Source organism: Mycobacterium sp., assembly GCF_032162605.1.
Classification (GTDB): domain Bacteria; phylum Actinomycetota; class Actinomycetes; order Mycobacteriales; family Mycobacteriaceae; genus Mycobacterium.
Genome location: NZ_JAVROT010000223.1, coordinates 1 through 15043, shown reverse-complemented (window position 1 = coordinate 15043; position 15043 = coordinate 1). Strand labels below are relative to the sequence as shown.

17 protein-coding genes and 3 pseudogenes are annotated in these 15043 nt (G+C 66.6%); 1 reads left to right on the top strand and 19 read right to left on the bottom strand.

Annotated elements, in window-relative coordinates; all coding sequences use genetic code 11:
* The 9 genes from QOI01_RS13800 to QOI01_RS13760 all read right to left on the bottom strand — a co-directional run.
* Positions 1-877: SLBB domain-containing protein (locus QOI01_RS13800; protein ID WP_526381769.1), on the bottom strand; the 877-nt coding region annotated here is incomplete at its 3' end.
* On the bottom strand, positions 874-1722 hold the full coding sequence (nuoE, locus tag QOI01_RS13795; protein ID WP_526381767.1) for an NADH-quinone oxidoreductase subunit NuoE: 849 nt from the start codon (positions 1720-1722) through the stop codon (positions 874-876). The genes nuoE and QOI01_RS13800, both read right to left, overlap by 4 nt.
* Entirely contained in the window at positions 1719-3041 is a 1323-nt protein-coding gene (gene nuoD, locus QOI01_RS13790; RefSeq protein WP_526381765.1) for an NADH dehydrogenase (quinone) subunit D, read from the bottom strand. Before nuoD ends, nuoE begins: the two co-directional genes overlap by 4 nt.
* On the bottom strand, positions 3041-3751 hold the full coding sequence (locus tag QOI01_RS13785) for an NADH-quinone oxidoreductase subunit C (RefSeq protein ID WP_526381763.1): 711 nt from the start codon (positions 3749-3751) through the stop codon (positions 3041-3043). The genes nuoD and QOI01_RS13785 overlap by 1 nt, the downstream gene beginning before the upstream one ends.
* Positions 3748-4305 carry an NADH-quinone oxidoreductase subunit B gene (locus tag QOI01_RS13780; RefSeq protein WP_526381761.1) on the bottom strand — a complete coding sequence of 186 codons (558 nt, stop codon included), beginning with the start codon at positions 4303-4305 and terminating at the stop codon, positions 3748-3750. Before QOI01_RS13780 ends, QOI01_RS13785 begins: the two co-directional genes overlap by 4 nt.
* A gap of 8 nt (positions 4306-4313) precedes the next feature.
* Positions 4314-4688: an NADH-quinone oxidoreductase subunit A gene (locus QOI01_RS13775; protein WP_526381759.1), complete on the bottom strand. Its 375-nt coding sequence runs from the start codon at positions 4686-4688 to the stop codon at positions 4314-4316.
* A 171-nt stretch (positions 4689-4859) separates the two neighbouring features.
* Entirely contained in the window at positions 4860-5255 is a 396-nt protein-coding gene (locus QOI01_RS13770) for an Rv3143 family two-component system response regulator (protein WP_526381757.1), read from the bottom strand.
* Between the two features lie 10 nt (positions 5256-5265).
* Positions 5266-5811, bottom strand: coding sequence for a YceI family protein (locus tag QOI01_RS13765; protein ID WP_526381756.1), 546 nt, complete (start codon positions 5809-5811; stop codon positions 5266-5268).
* Positions 5808-6182: a nuclear transport factor 2 family protein gene (locus QOI01_RS13760; RefSeq protein ID WP_526381754.1), complete on the bottom strand. Its 375-nt coding sequence runs from the start codon at positions 6180-6182 to the stop codon at positions 5808-5810. Before QOI01_RS13760 ends, QOI01_RS13765 begins: the two co-directional genes overlap by 4 nt.
* A gap of 55 nt (positions 6183-6237) precedes the next feature.
* Between QOI01_RS13760 and QOI01_RS13755 the strand changes: the two genes are divergently transcribed.
* On the top strand, positions 6238-6870 hold the full coding sequence (locus tag QOI01_RS13755) for a class I SAM-dependent methyltransferase (RefSeq protein ID WP_526381752.1): 633 nt from the start codon (positions 6238-6240) through the stop codon (positions 6868-6870).
* A gap of 3 nt (positions 6871-6873) precedes the next feature.
* On the opposite strand, the gene QOI01_RS13750 is transcribed toward QOI01_RS13755, so the two are convergent.
* The 10 genes and pseudogenes from QOI01_RS13750 to QOI01_RS13705 all read right to left on the bottom strand — a co-directional run.
* Entirely contained in the window at positions 6874-7239 is a 366-nt protein-coding gene (locus QOI01_RS13750; protein WP_526381750.1) for a DUF6285 domain-containing protein, read from the bottom strand.
* Entirely contained in the window at positions 7194-8165 is a 972-nt protein-coding gene (locus QOI01_RS13745) for a phosphotransferase family protein (RefSeq protein WP_526381748.1), read from the bottom strand. Before QOI01_RS13745 ends, QOI01_RS13750 begins: the two co-directional genes overlap by 46 nt.
* Before the next feature lie 74 nt (positions 8166-8239).
* A pseudogene (locus tag QOI01_RS13740) lies at positions 8240-9469 on the bottom strand (acyl-CoA dehydrogenase family protein); the annotation flags it as partial.
* Between the two features lie 28 nt (positions 9470-9497).
* On the bottom strand, positions 9498-10115 hold the full coding sequence (locus tag QOI01_RS13735) for a TetR/AcrR family transcriptional regulator (protein ID WP_526381746.1): 618 nt from the start codon (positions 10113-10115) through the stop codon (positions 9498-9500).
* Positions 10116-10123: 8 nt separating this feature from the next.
* Positions 10124-11038, bottom strand: coding sequence for a hydroxymethylglutaryl-CoA lyase (locus tag QOI01_RS13730; protein WP_526381744.1), 915 nt, complete (start codon positions 11036-11038; stop codon positions 10124-10126).
* The gene (locus QOI01_RS13725) at positions 11035-12276 is read right to left on the bottom strand and encodes a CaiB/BaiF CoA transferase family protein (protein ID WP_526381742.1); all 1242 of its coding nucleotides are present in this window, start codon (positions 12274-12276) and stop codon (positions 11035-11037) included. The genes QOI01_RS13730 and QOI01_RS13725 overlap by 4 nt, the downstream gene beginning before the upstream one ends.
* Entirely contained in the window at positions 12273-13484 is a 1212-nt protein-coding gene (locus QOI01_RS13720; RefSeq protein WP_526381740.1) for an alpha/beta hydrolase family protein, read from the bottom strand. Before QOI01_RS13720 ends, QOI01_RS13725 begins: the two co-directional genes overlap by 4 nt.
* Positions 13485-13673: 189 nt before the next feature.
* Positions 13674-14102, bottom strand: a pseudogene (locus tag QOI01_RS13715) (homogentisate 1,2-dioxygenase); the annotation flags it as partial.
* Positions 14103-14218: 116 nt separating this feature from the next.
* Positions 14219-14608: a nitroreductase/quinone reductase family protein gene (locus tag QOI01_RS13710; RefSeq protein ID WP_526381738.1), complete on the bottom strand. Its 390-nt coding sequence runs from the start codon at positions 14606-14608 to the stop codon at positions 14219-14221.
* Positions 14609-14610: 2 nt separating this feature from the next.
* Positions 14611-15043 (bottom strand): annotated as a pseudogene (locus tag QOI01_RS13705) (acyl-CoA dehydrogenase family protein); the annotation flags it as partial.

The window sequence follows — 15043 nt, the reverse complement described above, 5'->3', positions numbered from 1 at the left end:
TCAGTTCGTGGCCCGCTCGCACGCCGCCTGCGCACTCGAGCAGCTCGCGCAGCGTGATGCCCAGCGGAGCCTCGTACTGACCGGGATTGGTGACGTGGCCCGACAGCGAATACAGCGTGAAGCCGGGCGACTTCTCCGATCCCATCGACTTGAACCAGTCGACGCCGCCGCGCAGAACGGCGGGCACGCTGGCGATGGACTCGACGTTGTTCACGACCGTGGGGCACGCGTATAGGCCCGCGACGGCGGGGAACGGCGGACGCAACCGCGGCTGGCCCCGTCTTCCCTCGAGCGAGTCAAGCAGCGCTGTCTCCTCTCCGCAGATGTAGGCCCCTGCCCCCGCATGCACGACGAGGTCGAGGTCGAAGCCCGAGCCGAGGACGTCGGTGCCGAGGTACCCGGCCGCGTACGCCTCGGCGACGGCGGCCTGCACTCGGCGCAGCACCGGCACCACCTCGCCGCGCACGTAGATGAATGCATGCCGGGCGCGGATGGCGTACGCCGCGATGATCGCGCCCTCGACCAGCACGTGCGGGGTGGCCATCATGAGCGGAATGTCCTTGCAGGTGCCCGGTTCGGACTCATCGGCGTTGATCACCAGATAGTGCGGTTTGGCGCCCGCGCCGTCGGCCCCCTGGGTCGTCTGGTCGCTCCGCGGGCTCCGCTCCTGGGGGATGAACGACCACTTCTGACCCGTCGGGAAGCCTGCACCGCCTCGGCCGCGCAGTCCGGAGTCCTTGACCAGGCCGATCACGGCGTCGGGTTCCATCGCGAGGGCCTTGCGCAGGGCGCGGTAGCCGTCGTGGCGTTGGTAGGCCGCCATGGTCCAGGACGACGGCTCGTCCCAGTAGCTGCTCAACACGGGTGTCAGTGTCATGACTGCGCCCCGTTCTTCGGCGGCACGTCGGCAGAGGGGCCGGGTGCCGGCTCGTCGCGCGCGGTGTCCTGCGTGATCCGCTCGTCGTCGGGCCCCTTGGCGGTGGAACCGGATTCCGCCACCGCGGGTGCAGACATGCCCCGCTCTTGCGCCACCCGCAGCCCTGCCAGCGTGGCGTCGCCCGCGGTGGGGCCGTCGTTGGCGCCCGGCCGCTGGTCGGCGAAGCCGGCGAGGATCCGCGCGGTGTCGCGGAACGTGCACGGGGGAGCGCCGCGGCTTGGCGTGACGGTCTGCCCCGTGCGTAGGTCGTCCACCAGATCCCTTGCCGACGACGGTGTCTGGTTGTCGAAGAACTCCCAGTTGACCATGATCACCGGCGCGTAGTCGCATGCGGCGTTGCACTCGATGTGCTCCAGGGTGACCTTGCCGTCACCGGTGGTCTGCCCGGCGTGCACGTCGAGATGCTGCTCGAGGACGTCGAGGATGGCGTCCCCGCCCATCACCGCGCACAGCGTGTTGGTGCACACGCCGACCAGGTACTCGCCCGTTGGCGTGCGCCGGTACATCGAGTAGAACGTCGCGACCGCGGTCACCTCGGCGGGGCTCAGCTGCAATTGCCCTGCGCAGAAGGCGATTCCCGCGGGTGTGAGGTAGCCATCCTCGGACTGGACAAGGTGAAGCATGGGGAGCAGCGCTGACCGCGCCTCCGGATAACGGGCGATGATCTGCGCCGCGTCGCCGGCGAGCCGCTGCGTCACCTCAGCCGAATACGACTGAGGTCCTTGCGAGATCGGTGGTCCCGGTTCGTCGGGTCGCGGCCCGAGCCGCAGCTCTACGACTGTCACCTGTCAACGCCTCCCATAACCGGATCGATCGAGGCGACCGCCGCGATCGCGTCGGCGACCATGCCTCCTTCACACATCGCCGCCACCGCTTGCAGGTTGGTGAACGACGGGTCGCGGTAGTGCACGCGATAGGGCCGGGTTCCGCCGTCGGACACCATGTGCACGCCGAGTTCGCCCCGCGGTGACTCGACGGCGACGTACACCTGACCGGCGGGCACGCGGATGCCCTCGGTGACCAACTTGAAGTGGTGGATGAGCGCCTCCATCGAGCCGCCCATGATCTTGGCGATGTACTCGGGGGAGTTCCCGAGGCCGTCGGGCCCCAACTTGAGGTCGGCGGGCCAGGCCAACTTCTTGTCCGTGATCATCACCGGGCCTGGCTTGAGGTTATCCAGACACTGCTCGACGATCTTGAGGGATTCACGCATCTCGCGGACGCGGATCATGTACCGGCCGTAGGCATCGCACTCGTCGGTGGTGATGATGTCGAACTCGTAGTTCTCGTAACCGCAGTACGGCTGCGCGCGGCGCAGGTCGTGCGGCAGGCCGGTGGACCGTAGACATGGTCCGGTGATGCCGAGCGCCATGCATCCGGTCAGGTCGAGGTAGCCGATGCCCTGGGTGCGGGCCTTCCAGATGTAGTTCTCGTTGAGTAGGTTCTCCATGTCCCGCAACCGCTTCGGCAGGAGTTGGAGCAGTTCCCTGAGTTGGGGCACGGCCTCCTCGGGCAGGTCCGTGGCCAGCCCGCCGGGCCGGATGTACGCGTGGTTCATCCGCAGACCCGTGATGGTCTCGAAGACCGACAGCACCAGTTCGCGTTCGCGGAATCCGAAGAACATCGCGGACATCGAACCGAGTTCCATGCCGCCGGTGGCCAGTGCCACCAGATGGCTGGAGATGCGGTTCAGCTCCATCAGCATCACCCTGATCACGCTGGCGCGTTCGGGGATGTCGTCGGTGACGTCCAGCAGTTTCTCGACGCCCAGGCAGTACGCCGTCTCGTTGAAGAAGGGGGACAGGTAGTCCATCCGGGTCACGAACGTGACGCCCTGCGTCCAGTTGCGGAACTCGAGATTCTTCTCGATCCCGGTGTGCAGGTAGCCGATTCCGCACCGGATCTCGGTGATCGTCTCACCATCGATCTCCAGGATCAGCCGGAGGACGCCGTGTGTCGACGGGTGTTGCGGACCCATGTTGACGACGATGCGCTCGCCTGCGACCGCCTTTTCGCGTGCGGCCGCGACGACCTCGTGCCAGTCTTCACCGCCCACCGTTACGATCGTTTCTCGGGCCTCGGGCGGGTTGTTGGGGATCGTCATCAGTTGTAGGACCTCCGCTGGTCGGGCGGTTGTATCTTGGCGCCGTGGTACTCCACGGGGATGCCGCCCAACGGGTAGTCCTTGCGTTGCGGATGTCCCACCCAGTCGTCGGGCATCTCGATGCGGGTGAGCGACGGGTGTCCGTCGAAGACGATGCCGAAGAAGTCGTACGTCTCGCGTTCGTGCCAGTCGGTGGTCGGGTACACCGAGAACAACGACGGCACATGCGGATCCGCATCGGGTACGGCTACCTCGATGCGAATCCTGCGGTTGTGGGTGATGGACATCAGTGGGTAGACGGCGTGCAGTTCGCGGTCGGTGTCGTCGGGATAGTGCACACCGGAGACGCCAAGGCACAGCTCGAATCGCAGGGTGGCGTCGTCGCGCAACGTCTGAGCGACGGCCACCAGCTGCTCGCGACGTACCTCGAGGGTGAGTTCGTTGCGGAACACCACTATGCGTTCGACAGCGGCGGAGTAGACGTCGTCGCCGAGTGCGTTGGCCAGCGCATCGACGACCTCGTCGAAGTACCCGCCGTAGGGCCGTGGCGAGCCGCCTGGCAGTGCGACGTCGCGCACCAGCCTGCCGTAACCCGAAGTGTCGCCGCTGCCCGTGACGCCGAACATGCCCCGCCGGACGCGGATGATCTCGGGTTCGTCTGGAGGAGCGCCATTACCAGCGCCATTACCGTTGCCGTTGGTGCCCGTCACGAGCGCAACAGTCCCTTGAGCTCGATGGTCGGCCGGGAGGCGAGTGCTGCCTCCTCTGCCGCCGCGATCGCCTCGGCGCGGTTGACGCCCAACGGCATCTCCTGGATCTTGTCGTGCAGCATCAGGATTGCGTTGAGGAGCATCTCGGGCCGGGGCGGGCAGCCCGGCAGGTAGATGTCGACCGGCACCACGTGGTCGACGCCCTGGACGATCGCGTAGTTGTTGAACATTCCGCCGGACGACGCGCACACCCCCATGGCGAGAACCCATTTCGGCTCCGCCATCTGGTCGTACACCTGACGCAGCACCGGTGCCATCTTCTGGCTGACGCGGCCAGCCACGATCATCAGGTCGGCCTGCCGCGGTGTGGCGGAGAACCGTTCCATGCCGAAACGCGCGATGTCGAATCTCGGACCGGCCGTGGCCATCATCTCGATGGCGCAGCACGCCAGGCCGAACGTCGCGGGCCAGAGCGAACCCTTGCGCACGTAGCCGGCGACCTTCTCCAACGTCGACAGCAGAATGCCGCCGGGAAGTTGTTCTTCGAGTCCCATGAGTCAGCTCAATCCCAGTTCAGTCCGCCGCGCCGCCACACGTATGCGTAGGCGACGAAGACCGTGAGCATGAACAGCAGCATCTCGACGACGGCGAACAAGCCGAGCGAGTCGAATGCGACGGCCCACGGGTAGAGGAAGACGATCTCGATGTCGAAGACGATGAACAACATCGCCACGAGGTAGTACTTCACCGGAAACCGCTGGCCGGTCTGCAGGTCGCCGGGGGATCCCGGTGCGACCGGTTCGATGCCGCACTCGTAGGCCTCGAGTTTGGCCCGGTTGTAGCGCCGCGGGCCGATCACGGTGGCGATGACCACCGAGCCGATGGCGAACGCTGCCGCGATCGCGCCTAGGACCAGGATGGGTATGTAAGCGTTCATACCGCTGTGTCGCTCCCTCGTTGGGCTGTCGATGTGAGCTATGGCACAGCTTAGTCTCGTTAACGGTCGGCTCGGCGCTTTTTGGATAGGATCAGAAGAAGCAACTGCGCGCCGATGGTCCGCGAGATGGTTATCGCGAGAAGTGAATGGCGCCAGGCTATTTCGTGCTGGTTACTGTGCGATCGAGCGCAGCAGCGATGCGACGGCCTCACCGAGTCGGATCGGGTCGATCGGATGCGAAACGGCCGCCTCCGCCCGTGACCACGATGCCAGCCAGGCGTCGTCCGGGCGGCCCGTCAGCACCAGGATCGGCGGGCAGTGCGCGACCTCGTCCTTGAGCTGCTTGGCCAGCCCCATGCCGCCCGTCGGCGTGGCTTCGCCGTCCAGGATCGCGAGATCGATGCCACCGCGGTCCAGGTTCGCGACGACGACCGGTGCCGTGGCCACGTCGAGGTACTCCAACTCCGGAAGGTCGGGGTGAACCCGCTTGCCCAGCGCAGACCGCACCTGATCTCGGGTGACGGCATTGTCGCTGTATACGAGGATCTTCAGGGGCGACTCGGGCACATGGGCGATGCTACGACGCTGCCCCGGCCCGCGGTGTGAATACGGCCACGCCTTCGATGAGCGTGATTGGCGGGATCATGCCAAGCATGTTGCCGACGACGCCGAGTTCCTCGCGGTTGATCTTGGTATGGCTGGTGATCCGGACCGCGCCGTCATCGAGCAACTTCGCAGTGGCGGGCAGGACGAGCCGGTGTGCGCTCTTCTTGATGGTGAGGGTGGCGTCGAGGTCGAGCTGGTCCGCGCCGGTGACCTTCGCACCGTGCACCTCGACCGTGATCTCGGGGTGGTTTGCGACGTCGAGGAAGTCGGCCGATCGCAGGTGCTCGTCGCGCTTGCCGATGCCGGTCGACAGCGACGCCGCGCCGATGTGCAGCAGTCCGGCGATGGTGTGCGCCGAGGTGACCTCGCCTTCGCCATTCACATCGCTGAACGTGCCCTTCACGGTGAGCGCGCCCCAGAACGTCTTGTTCCGGAACACGAGCGTCGACCGGTCGGGATCGAGGACCCATGCGGTTCCCGGGTTGGCGTCGGCGATCAAATTCGATGGAGTCGTCATGTCGTCCTCTTGAGTAGTGGGGCCATTTCGGCCGGATCGAAGTACTCGTCTATCCGCGTGATCAGGCCGTCGTTGACCTTGATCACGATGCATACCCGCAGGGCGATCGACGAACCATTCGTCCCGTCGGCCCGCAGAATGTGCTGTTGGACGAATCCACCGTAGAAGAACTGACGGTCGAGAGTCTCGTAACTCCTCTGCGTCGTGGTCCCGATGAACCAGCTGATCACCTTCAGCGACCGTACGCGGTCGTTGTCCTGGGCATCACCGCTGTGCCACACCGCGACGTCGTCGGCCCACAGCCTCTCGACGGCTTCGTAGTCCCCGCTTTCGATTGCGCCGAACAATCGGTCTGCCACGTCCTCGGTCATCGTCGTCTCCTCATCTCGTTGACCTCAATGACGGTTGAGGTAGAAGACTGGCTCCATGACTTCCTCGACACCGACCATGGACCGTTTTGACGACGCCTATCGGTCCGGCACCCCGCCATGGGTCATCGGCGAGCCGCAGCCGGCGATCGTCGAGCTCGAAGCCAACGGCTTGATCCGCGGCAAGGTGCTCGACGCCGGCTGCGGCGCCGGTGAACACACGATCCTGCTGACCCAGCTCGGATATGACGTGGTCGGCGTCGACTTCGCGCCGAATGCCGTCGAGCGCGCCAGGGAGAACGCGGCGGCCAAGGGCGTCGACGCGCGCTTCGAGGTCGCCGACGCGATGAACCTCAATACCGCACCGAAATACGACACCGTGCTCGACAGCGCCCTGTTCCACGTCTTCGACGAGGCCGATCGGACGCGGTACGTGGCGAATCTGCTCGGTGCCACCGAGTCGGGTGCCCTGGTTCACGTCCTGGCCCTGTCCGATGCAGGCCGCGGATTCGGACCGCAGGTGAGCGAGTCCGACATCCGAACGGCATTCGGCACCGGCTGGGAGCTGGAAGCGCTGGAAGCCGCCACGTACAGGGGAGTGGTCACCGACGCGCACGTCGACGCCATCGGCCTCGCGGTGGGGACCAAGGTCGACGAGCCGGCCTGGCGGGTGCGGGCCCGACGTCTCTGAGCGCTACGGGTTGTCATAGCCGGGGTGGGCTACTGCGAGGCGGTGACTGACGAGTGCCCGTAGACACCCCAACACCTCCGGTCCGCGGTCGTCGAGGTCGCCTGCGCGAATTGCCGCGGCCAGCGCCTGTTCATCGTCGAAGCCGAGCAGGTCCGGCGCGCCCGTCGTGTCGAGCAACTCTCGCTCGACGGTACGCAGCACGTTGGCGGCGACGCGGGCGTGGAAGTTGACGGAGCCCGTGCTGGAATCCTTGACGTCGGACTCCAGGAACTCTGCGACTGCCGCGACGAGCTCAGCCGCGGTGGGTCTGCCGTGCAGGTCGGTCACGATGCCTCCAACAACCGAAGCAGGTCGAACTCGGTCTCGCATACGCGACGGCCGATGGCGGCGAGCTCGACGGACCGCGTCTGCCCCGACAGGTGGCGCTCCGCCTGGTAACGGCAGATGACACCCCAGCGCAGCGTGGACAGCACCAGCCACCATCGCATCGTCTCGCGATCGAGCGTCGTGCCCGAGGCGTCCTCGTAGGCATTCAGGAAGTCCTCGATGCTGCCGAGCCCCCCGGCCCCGAGCGACTCTGGCGCACCGAAGCGCCACGCCCTGATGCAGAACCACGCCAGGTCCTCGTACACCTCGCCGCTGTGGGTGAGCTCCCAGTCCAGCACCGCCGCCAGCCGGGCAGGTTGCTCACTGGTCTCGATGATGAGGTTGCCCATCCGGAAGTCGCCGTGCACGAGCACGTTCCGTGACGTGGGCGGCCGGTGGGCCGCCAGCCACCGGAACGCCCATTCGAACGTGGCCGTTGTGTCGCCCATCTCGTCGAGCTGGGAGTGCCATTCGTCCAGCTGGTCGGAGGCCTTCAGTCCGATGCCGGTCGGGTCGGCACGGTGGATGGCCGTGAGCGCCCTCGCGCACTGTCGGACGAGGTCGGCACGGGAGTCGTCGTCGATCCCACGCTGGATCCTGCGCACGATGGTCTCGCCGCCGATGAAGTCGCAGACGAGGAACGGATTGCCCAGTGGGCCAGAGGAATCGTCGGCAACCAGGACTGATGGTACCGGCGCCCCCGTGGCAGCCGCCCGGCCGAGCGCCGCCGCCTCGAGTTCCATGCCCGCATGAATCTCGTCGGGAGGCCCGATGCGCAGGATGAGCTCCCGCGAGCCGCCATCGGTGACCGCTTCGAATGCCCATGTCGCCCGGCTCGCACCGCCCGTCAGTACCCGCAGGTCGTCCACCCGGACGTCGCCGAGCGAGGGCGCCAGCACGTGCGCGAGCGCGGCTCCATCGATGCTCACGCTCTCGGCTCTTCGCGCGAGCGCTCATCTGCTCTTGGCTCTTCGCGCGAGCGCTCATCGCGGCGGCGCGACGAGCCGAACTTGAACATTCGCTGCGCCACCCGTCGGATCTGAATCTCCTCGGCCCCCTCGGTGATTCGATACCTGCGGTGGTGACGGTAGATGTGCTCGAACGGCTCGTGGCGGCTGTAGCCGAGGCCACCGTGAACTTGCATGGCCCGGTCGGCCGCCTCGCACACGAGTCGGTTGGCGCGGTAGTTGGCCATCGACACCTTGTCCGACACCTCCATGTGGTGGTTGCGGTCCAGGTGCCACGCGGCGTAATAGACGAGCAGCCGCACCATCTGCGCCTCGGTCTGCAACTCGACGAGTGGCCACTGCACGGCCTGGTTCACCGAGAGCGGCTTGCCGAACACCACGCGCTCGCTCGCGTACACCGCGGCCCGGTCGATGCAGTACTGCGCCGCGCCCAGGCTGCTGGCCGCCTGACGAATTCTGTTCTCGTGCAGAAAGGTCTGACCGACCTCCAGTCCGCGGTCCACCTCGCCGAGGATCGCGTCGGCGGGCACGCGCACGTCCTTCAGCTCCACCTCGGCATGGTCGGTGGGCATGTTGAACGTCCACCAGTAGAACGGCACCGTGAAACCGGGGGAGTCGCAGGGCACCAGGAATGCCGTGATCCCGCGGGCCTGGCCCGCCTCACCGGACGTGCGGGCGAAGACCAGGTCGTGGGTCGCGCGATGCACGCCGGTGTTCCAGCGCTTGGTTCCGTTGATCACCCAGCCGTCACGGTCGGCGACGGCGGTCGTCTCCAGCCACGTGGCATCGGAACCGTGGTCCGGTTCGGAGAGGCCGAACGCCATCGAGCGCTCACCGGTGAGCAGCGCCTCGCCCCACTCCTGTTTCTGCTGATCGGTACCGAACCGGTCCATCATGATGACCTGGGGGAAGTTGCCGACGATCGACGACTCGTCCTGCAGGTCATTGTGTAGCCCGAGACCCTTGTGCGCCAGGTGTTCCCGGATGACGGCCATGTCGAGGTTGGTGCCGTCACGTCCGCCGAACCGCGACGGCAGGCCGTAGCGCAGCCAGCCCGCAGAATCAGCCCTGCGGCGCATCTCGTCGAGCAGATCCTCCCACGCCCGCTGCGGGATGCCGCCGTTCTCCCAGTCGGTGCGCGCGTACTCGCGGCGGCGGTCGAAATACTGCATGTGCTCGGCTTCCAGCGGCTCTATCTCCGCCTCGATGAAGGCGTCCATCTCGGCTAGCAGGCCCGGAAGGTGCTCGGGCAGGGCGAAATCCACACTGATTCCTTTCTGATGGTGCAAACTCTCAAAAGCCGTACAGCGTCTTCTTCCAGATCGTCGACAGCGTCCGCACGGCGTTCTCGTCGGTACTCGCGACCCCCAGCATGCTGGTGTCCTCGCGAAGGTAGACCGTGGTGAACCGCTCGAACAGCAGCGAGATGGCCAGTGCGGTGTGTTCGGGATCGAGATCGGCGCCGTAACCCTGCTCCTGCGCGCGCAGTACCGAGGACCGCACGATGTCGATGCTGAACCGGCGGAACTCGTTCTGCAGCGCTGCGAACCGTGGCTGGACCGCCGCGAGTTGGTCGACCGCGACCATGATGCCGATGTTCTGCTTGAACATGTTCCAGTACTCCGTCACGGCCGAGACGAAGAACTCGGTGTCCTCTGGCGAGTCCGGCAGGTGCATCTGCGGGCCCAGTGGTGCGACCACGTCGCGCAGGAAGGACTCGGCCAGCACCGCCAGCAGGTCTTCCTTGTCGGTGTAGTACCGGTAGAACGCCGCAGGAGACTTGCCGGCCGCCGAGGTGATCTCGGTCAGTGTCGTGCCGTGGAAACCCCGCTCGGCGAACAACTTGCGAGCGGCGAGCTCGATGGCGTCGCGGGTCTGACGACCCTTGGCGGTGAATGACTGGGCAGGCACGGTCCGGCTCAGCCCAGTATGCGATCGCCGGCGCGCAGCAGTGCGCTCGGCAGGTCGTGACCGACGGCCTTGCGGGCGACGGCGGCCGCGTGGATCGCCGCCCGAAGGTCGACGTCGACGCCGATTCCGCTGTCGCGCAACAGGTAAACCAGGTCCTCAGTGGCGATGTTGCCGCTGGCACCAGGGGCGAACGGGCAGCCGCCAAGGCCGCCGACCGACGAGTCCAGCCGCCTGACGCCCGCGGCGACGGCAGCATACGCACTGGCCAGCCCAGCGCCGCGGGTGTTGTGGAAGTGGGCGCCTAGCGGCAGGTCTCCGATGATCGGCCGAAGCACCTCGATCAGGGCGGTCACGCGTCGCGGCGTCGTCGTGCCGATGGTGTCGGCGATGGCGACTCTGTCAGCACCGATATCGACGGCCGCGGTGGCGATGTCCAGCACGCGCTTGGGTTCGGTCGGCCCGTCGAATGGGCAGTCCCACGCGGTCGCGATGATGACCTCCACCGTTGCGCCGTTCTCGTGTGCGATGCGGGCGATGTCGGCGATCAGGTCGGTGGACTCGGCGGTGGATCGGCCGACGTTGGCGTGGCTGTGCGAGTCGGAGGCCGATACCACGTACTCGATCGACCCCATGCCCGCGGCGATGGCCCTGCCCGCGCCTCCTGGACTCGCCACCAGTGCCGAGAACTCGACGCCGTGGGACTCGCGAAAGCGGGGCAACTCGGCTGCCAGCGCAGCGGCGTCGGCGAGTGCGGGCACCTTCGACGGGGACACGAACGCGGTCGCCTCTACCTCATGGACGCCGGTGGCGACGACAGCCTCGAGGAGTTCGATCTTCGCGGACAACGGGATCGGGTCCTCGATCTGCAGCCCGTCGCGCAGACAGACCTCGCGAATCGTGACGAACTGTCCTGAGTCGCTCACAACACTCCCTCCGTCCGCAGCGCCTCGAGCTCGTCCGCGGACCGGCCCAGCAGCCCGCCGTACACCTCGCCGTTGTGCTGGCCGGGCTCGGCGGAGCCTGCGAAGCGGATGGTCCCTGGCGTCTCGGACAACAAGGGCACCACACCCGGGCCCTTCACATTGCGGCCGATGCGTTCGTCGTAGTGGTCCGCGATCATGCCGCGGGCCACCAGCTGCGGATCGGTCACCACCTCGGCGACGGTGTTGATGGGTCCGCTGATCACGCCGGCCGCGCCAAGGGTGGCGATGATGTCGGCGGGTTGCCGCTCGGCCGCCCATGCGGCGATGATCTTGTCGATCTCATCCTGATTGCGGCCCCGGGCAACGTGATTGACGAAGCGGTCGTCGGTCGCCAGCTCGGGCTGGCCCATGGCGCCACACAGCCGGCGGAAGACGGTGTCTTGATTGGCCGCGATCACCACCCAGCTGCCGTCGGCCGTCGGATAGATGTTCGACGGCGCGATGCCCTCGAGCCTGGTGCCGGACGGCCCGCGGACGACACCGCCGACGTCGTAGTCGGGGATCGTCGACTCCTGGATGGCCAGGCACGCTTCGGTCAGTGCGGCGTCGACGACCTGGCCCTCACCAGTCACCGTGCGCCGGTAGAGCGCCGCCAGCGCGCCCTGCACGGCGAACATGCCCGCCAGGCTGTCGCCCAGCGAGAGCGCCAGCCGCGGGGGAGGACCGCCGGGGAAGCCGTTCATGTGCCGCAGCCCGCTGGCGGCCTCGGCGACCGAAGCGTATCCGGCCTTCTGCGCCTCCGGCCCCGTCTGCCCATAGCCGGACACCCGCACCAGGATGATGCCCCGATTGCGCTCGCGCAGAACGTCGTATCCCAGGTTCCACTTCTCCAGCGTGCCGGGCCGGAAGTTCTCCACGATGACGTCGGAATGCTCGACCAGATCTAGGAACAGGTCGCGACCCTTCGCCTCACGCAGGTTCAGGGTGGCAGCCTTCTTGTTGCGGGCGTGCACCGTCCAGAAGAAGTGGTGTCCGTCGAGTTCGGCCTGGCCCCAGGTGCGCAGCGGGTCGGGGGAGCCGGGTGGCTCGATCTTGATGACCTCGGCGCCCATGTCGCCGAGCAGGCGTCCAGCGAACGGTCCGGAGATCAGGGTGCCGACCTCGATGACGCGGATGCCGTCGAGCGGTCCGGTGCAATTCCCCGAGTCGCTGCGCTCCGACCCGCCGGTGACAGTCACAGCGAAAATCCATGCCGGTGCAGCCAATCCGTGCAGATCCCGACCGCTTCACGCAACGTGCCGCGCTGGTCGGGTCCCGAGTAGTAGTGATTGGCGCCCGCGATCTCGCGGATCTCCTTGTCGGCATGCCCGATCGCCTCGAACAGCCTGCGGGTGTGGCTCGGTGTGCAGGCATCATCGGCGAGGTTGCCGATGACCAGCGCGGGCACGGCGATGTCGGGTCCGCAAGCCACGGCGTCACCGTTGGCGTCGTCGTAACTCCACTGTGAGAGCCAGCTGCGCAGAGTGCAGAACCGGGCCAGACCGACGGGCGAGTTGTTCACCACCTGAGGATCACCCAGGTAGCACGTGCCAGGGACGCGGTCGTTCGGATCGACGGCCGGATCCAGCCAGCGCGGATCGGCCATCGTGCCGTGCACCACGAAACCGAACTCGTCGTCGGGCCTACCTTGGGCGGACAGCTCCGCCAACTTGTCCTTGACCCACGCCGTAATCCGCCGGTTGAGGTCGATCTGGGCCTGCCGGTAACGCTCGAGGAACTCCCGGCCGTACGGCGGCTGGTTGGGGTTGTCCGGGTTGTAGAGGTCGAGTTCGGGGTCGCGCGTGGACGGGTCGGACTCGTCGAGAATGGATGCGTCCAGCCACTCGGTCATGGTGCCGTGGCGGCTGATGTGTGCGGCCAGCAGCATGATGGCGTCGGCGGGGATCAACCCGAGCTTGGTCAGGTCGGGCCCGTCGCCCGAAGGGCTGGCCGTGATCGTGGGGTGCTGTGCCTGTTGTTGGTAGAACACCGACAGCGAGCCGCCGCCGCTCCAGCCGGCCAGCACCACCTTGGAGTAGCCGAGACGATTCTTGGCGTCCTTGATGCATTCGCCGAGATCCTCGACGACCTTCTCCATCAACAACGCCGAGTCAGTGCCGCGGAAGCGGCTGTTGCAGTAGATGACGTGGTTGCCCGCACGGGCCAGGGCGTTGATCATCGGGAGGTAGGCACCGCCACCGATGGGGTGCATGAACACCAGCACGGAATCTGATGTCGCCGCTGGGGCGTCTCCGGCGGCACTCGGCTTGAGCAGATAGCTCTCCAGGACGACGAGCTCGGCGACCCCGCCGTACACGTCGCGCACGCTCGAGGTGTCCTGGTAGGCAACGAGATACGGGATGCGCTCGTAGTCGTGCTTGACGGGAGCCTTCTCGGTCGTCGTCATCAGTACTCTCGTTTCTTCGCGCAAGCGCTCATTTCAGTACTCTCGCTTCTTCGCGCAAGCGCTCATCAATACTGCCCCAGATCGTTGGCGAGGACCTCGGCGGACGGGACCAGTCGACGACGGGTGTCGACGGCGATCACCGACCAGTCCACGCACCGGAGGAGGCACGCGAACGCGCCCGCCGCAAGTTCGACGAGTACGACCGCTCGGGATGTAGACCCAGTCGCCCACGCGGTAGTGCAGCGGACCGAACTCCGTCTCCAGCAGGCCGGAACCGTCGTGCACGAAGAAGAGAAGATCACCGTCGACGTATCGCACGAAGTACGGCATGGGCTCCGAGCGCCGGGACAGCAGCACCAGGCAGTCGGCATTAAAGAACATCAGCAGCGGACCGCCGTTGGCGTCGGTCGCGTCGGTGGGCTTCAGCTCGCTGGACAGCACGTCGACGGGTCGCAATGGACCGACCGACCGATACGCCGTTGGGTCGTTGCGCCGGTAGATGTTGGCGGTCCGTCCGGTGAAGCCGCCGCGACCCAGTTCGTCGTCCTTGAGGCCGTCGAGGTCGGCGTGCAGGCGCCGCGGCGTCTTGCCCTTGCGGAGGTGGATGAACGATTCCATTGCTGTCTCCAATGACGTCGCGGCAGGGGTGGACGTTCAAAAATGAAACTGACGTTACTTTTATCTTTGCCGAGGTGCAAGACTCAATCGGGGGGCATCATCTGCTTTCGCCGCGTCTACCGATCGAGGTCGATGCGAATGGTCAACAGGTTGGTGCCGAACGTGCGCACGCCGAAGCTGTTGAGCTGCGGGAGCTCCCGAAGTCGGGCCTGCGGGTCGTCGCCGGGCACGAGATGCGCGGTGCCGCTGTGCCACTTCCCACGCAGACGTACGCGTACGTGCGGGTCGGCCTGGATGTTGCGCACGTACTGGGACTGCTCGCCGAACTCCGAGACGAACCAGAACTGGTCGCCGACGCGCTTGCCGCCGAGCGGGGTGCGACGGGGCTCACCGGACTTGCGGCCGATGGTCTCGAGCAGCGTCTGCGTCGGCACCCGCCGCATCAACGGGTTGGCCACCCGCTTCTGAAAGAAATTGATCACCGTGGCGTTGGGCATAGCGCTCATTTTCACACCATCGCCGTCCGCGGGATCTTCTTCCCCAGTGTCAGCGCACCTGCGAGTTCACGGCTGGTGTCGTACCCGAAGACGACGTGGCCAGAGATGTGGCCAGAGATGACGTCGACGTCGCGCTTGAAGCGTTGCAGCGGGCTGCCGAGGAAGTGGGCGCTCGCCCCGGAGGCCTCCGTCAGCGCGGCGATCACGGCGCGGGACTCGTGCACGATGTGCGCTGCGGCCATTCTCGCGTCACCGCGAACCGGCCGGGGCACTGAATCGCCCGAGTTTGACGATGGTGCCGATGGTGCCGATAGTGCCGATGGTGCGGACGGTGTCTGCCAGCAGTCCGCGCAATGCCCGCAGCCGCACCCGCGCCTCGCCGAGATGGGCCTGGGCGATGGGTTCGTCCCTCTGCATCACGCCCTCATGGGCCAGCACCCGTTC

Coding starts and splice junctions, on each gene's coding strand:
- nuoD (WP_526381765.1), bottom strand. CDS start 3,041: ATGACGATCCCCAACAACCCGCCCGAGGCCCGAGAAACGATCGTAACG.
- QOI01_RS13780 (WP_526381761.1), bottom strand. CDS start 4,305: ATGGGACTCGAAGAACAACTTCCCGGCGGCATTCTGCTGTCGACGTTG.
- QOI01_RS13775 (WP_526381759.1), bottom strand. CDS start 4,688: ATGAACGCTTACATACCCATCCTGGTCCTAGGCGCGATCGCGGCAGCG.
- QOI01_RS13765 (WP_526381756.1), bottom strand. CDS start 5,811: ATGACGACTCCATCGAATTTGATCGCCGACGCCAACCCGGGAACCGCA.
- QOI01_RS13760 (WP_526381754.1), bottom strand. CDS start 6,182: ATGACCGAGGACGTGGCAGACCGATTGTTCGGCGCAATCGAAAGCGGG.
- QOI01_RS13755 (WP_526381752.1), top strand. CDS start 6,238: ATGACTTCCTCGACACCGACCATGGACCGTTTTGACGACGCCTATCGG.
- QOI01_RS13750 (WP_526381750.1), bottom strand. CDS start 7,239: ATGCGAGACCGAGTTCGACCTGCTTCGGTTGTTGGAGGCATCGTGACC.
- QOI01_RS13720 (WP_526381740.1), bottom strand. CDS start 13,484: ATGACGACGACCGAGAAGGCTCCCGTCAAGCACGACTACGAGCGCATC.
- QOI01_RS13710 (WP_526381738.1), bottom strand. CDS start 14,608: ATGAGCGCTATGCCCAACGCCACGGTGATCAATTTCTTTCAGAAGCGG.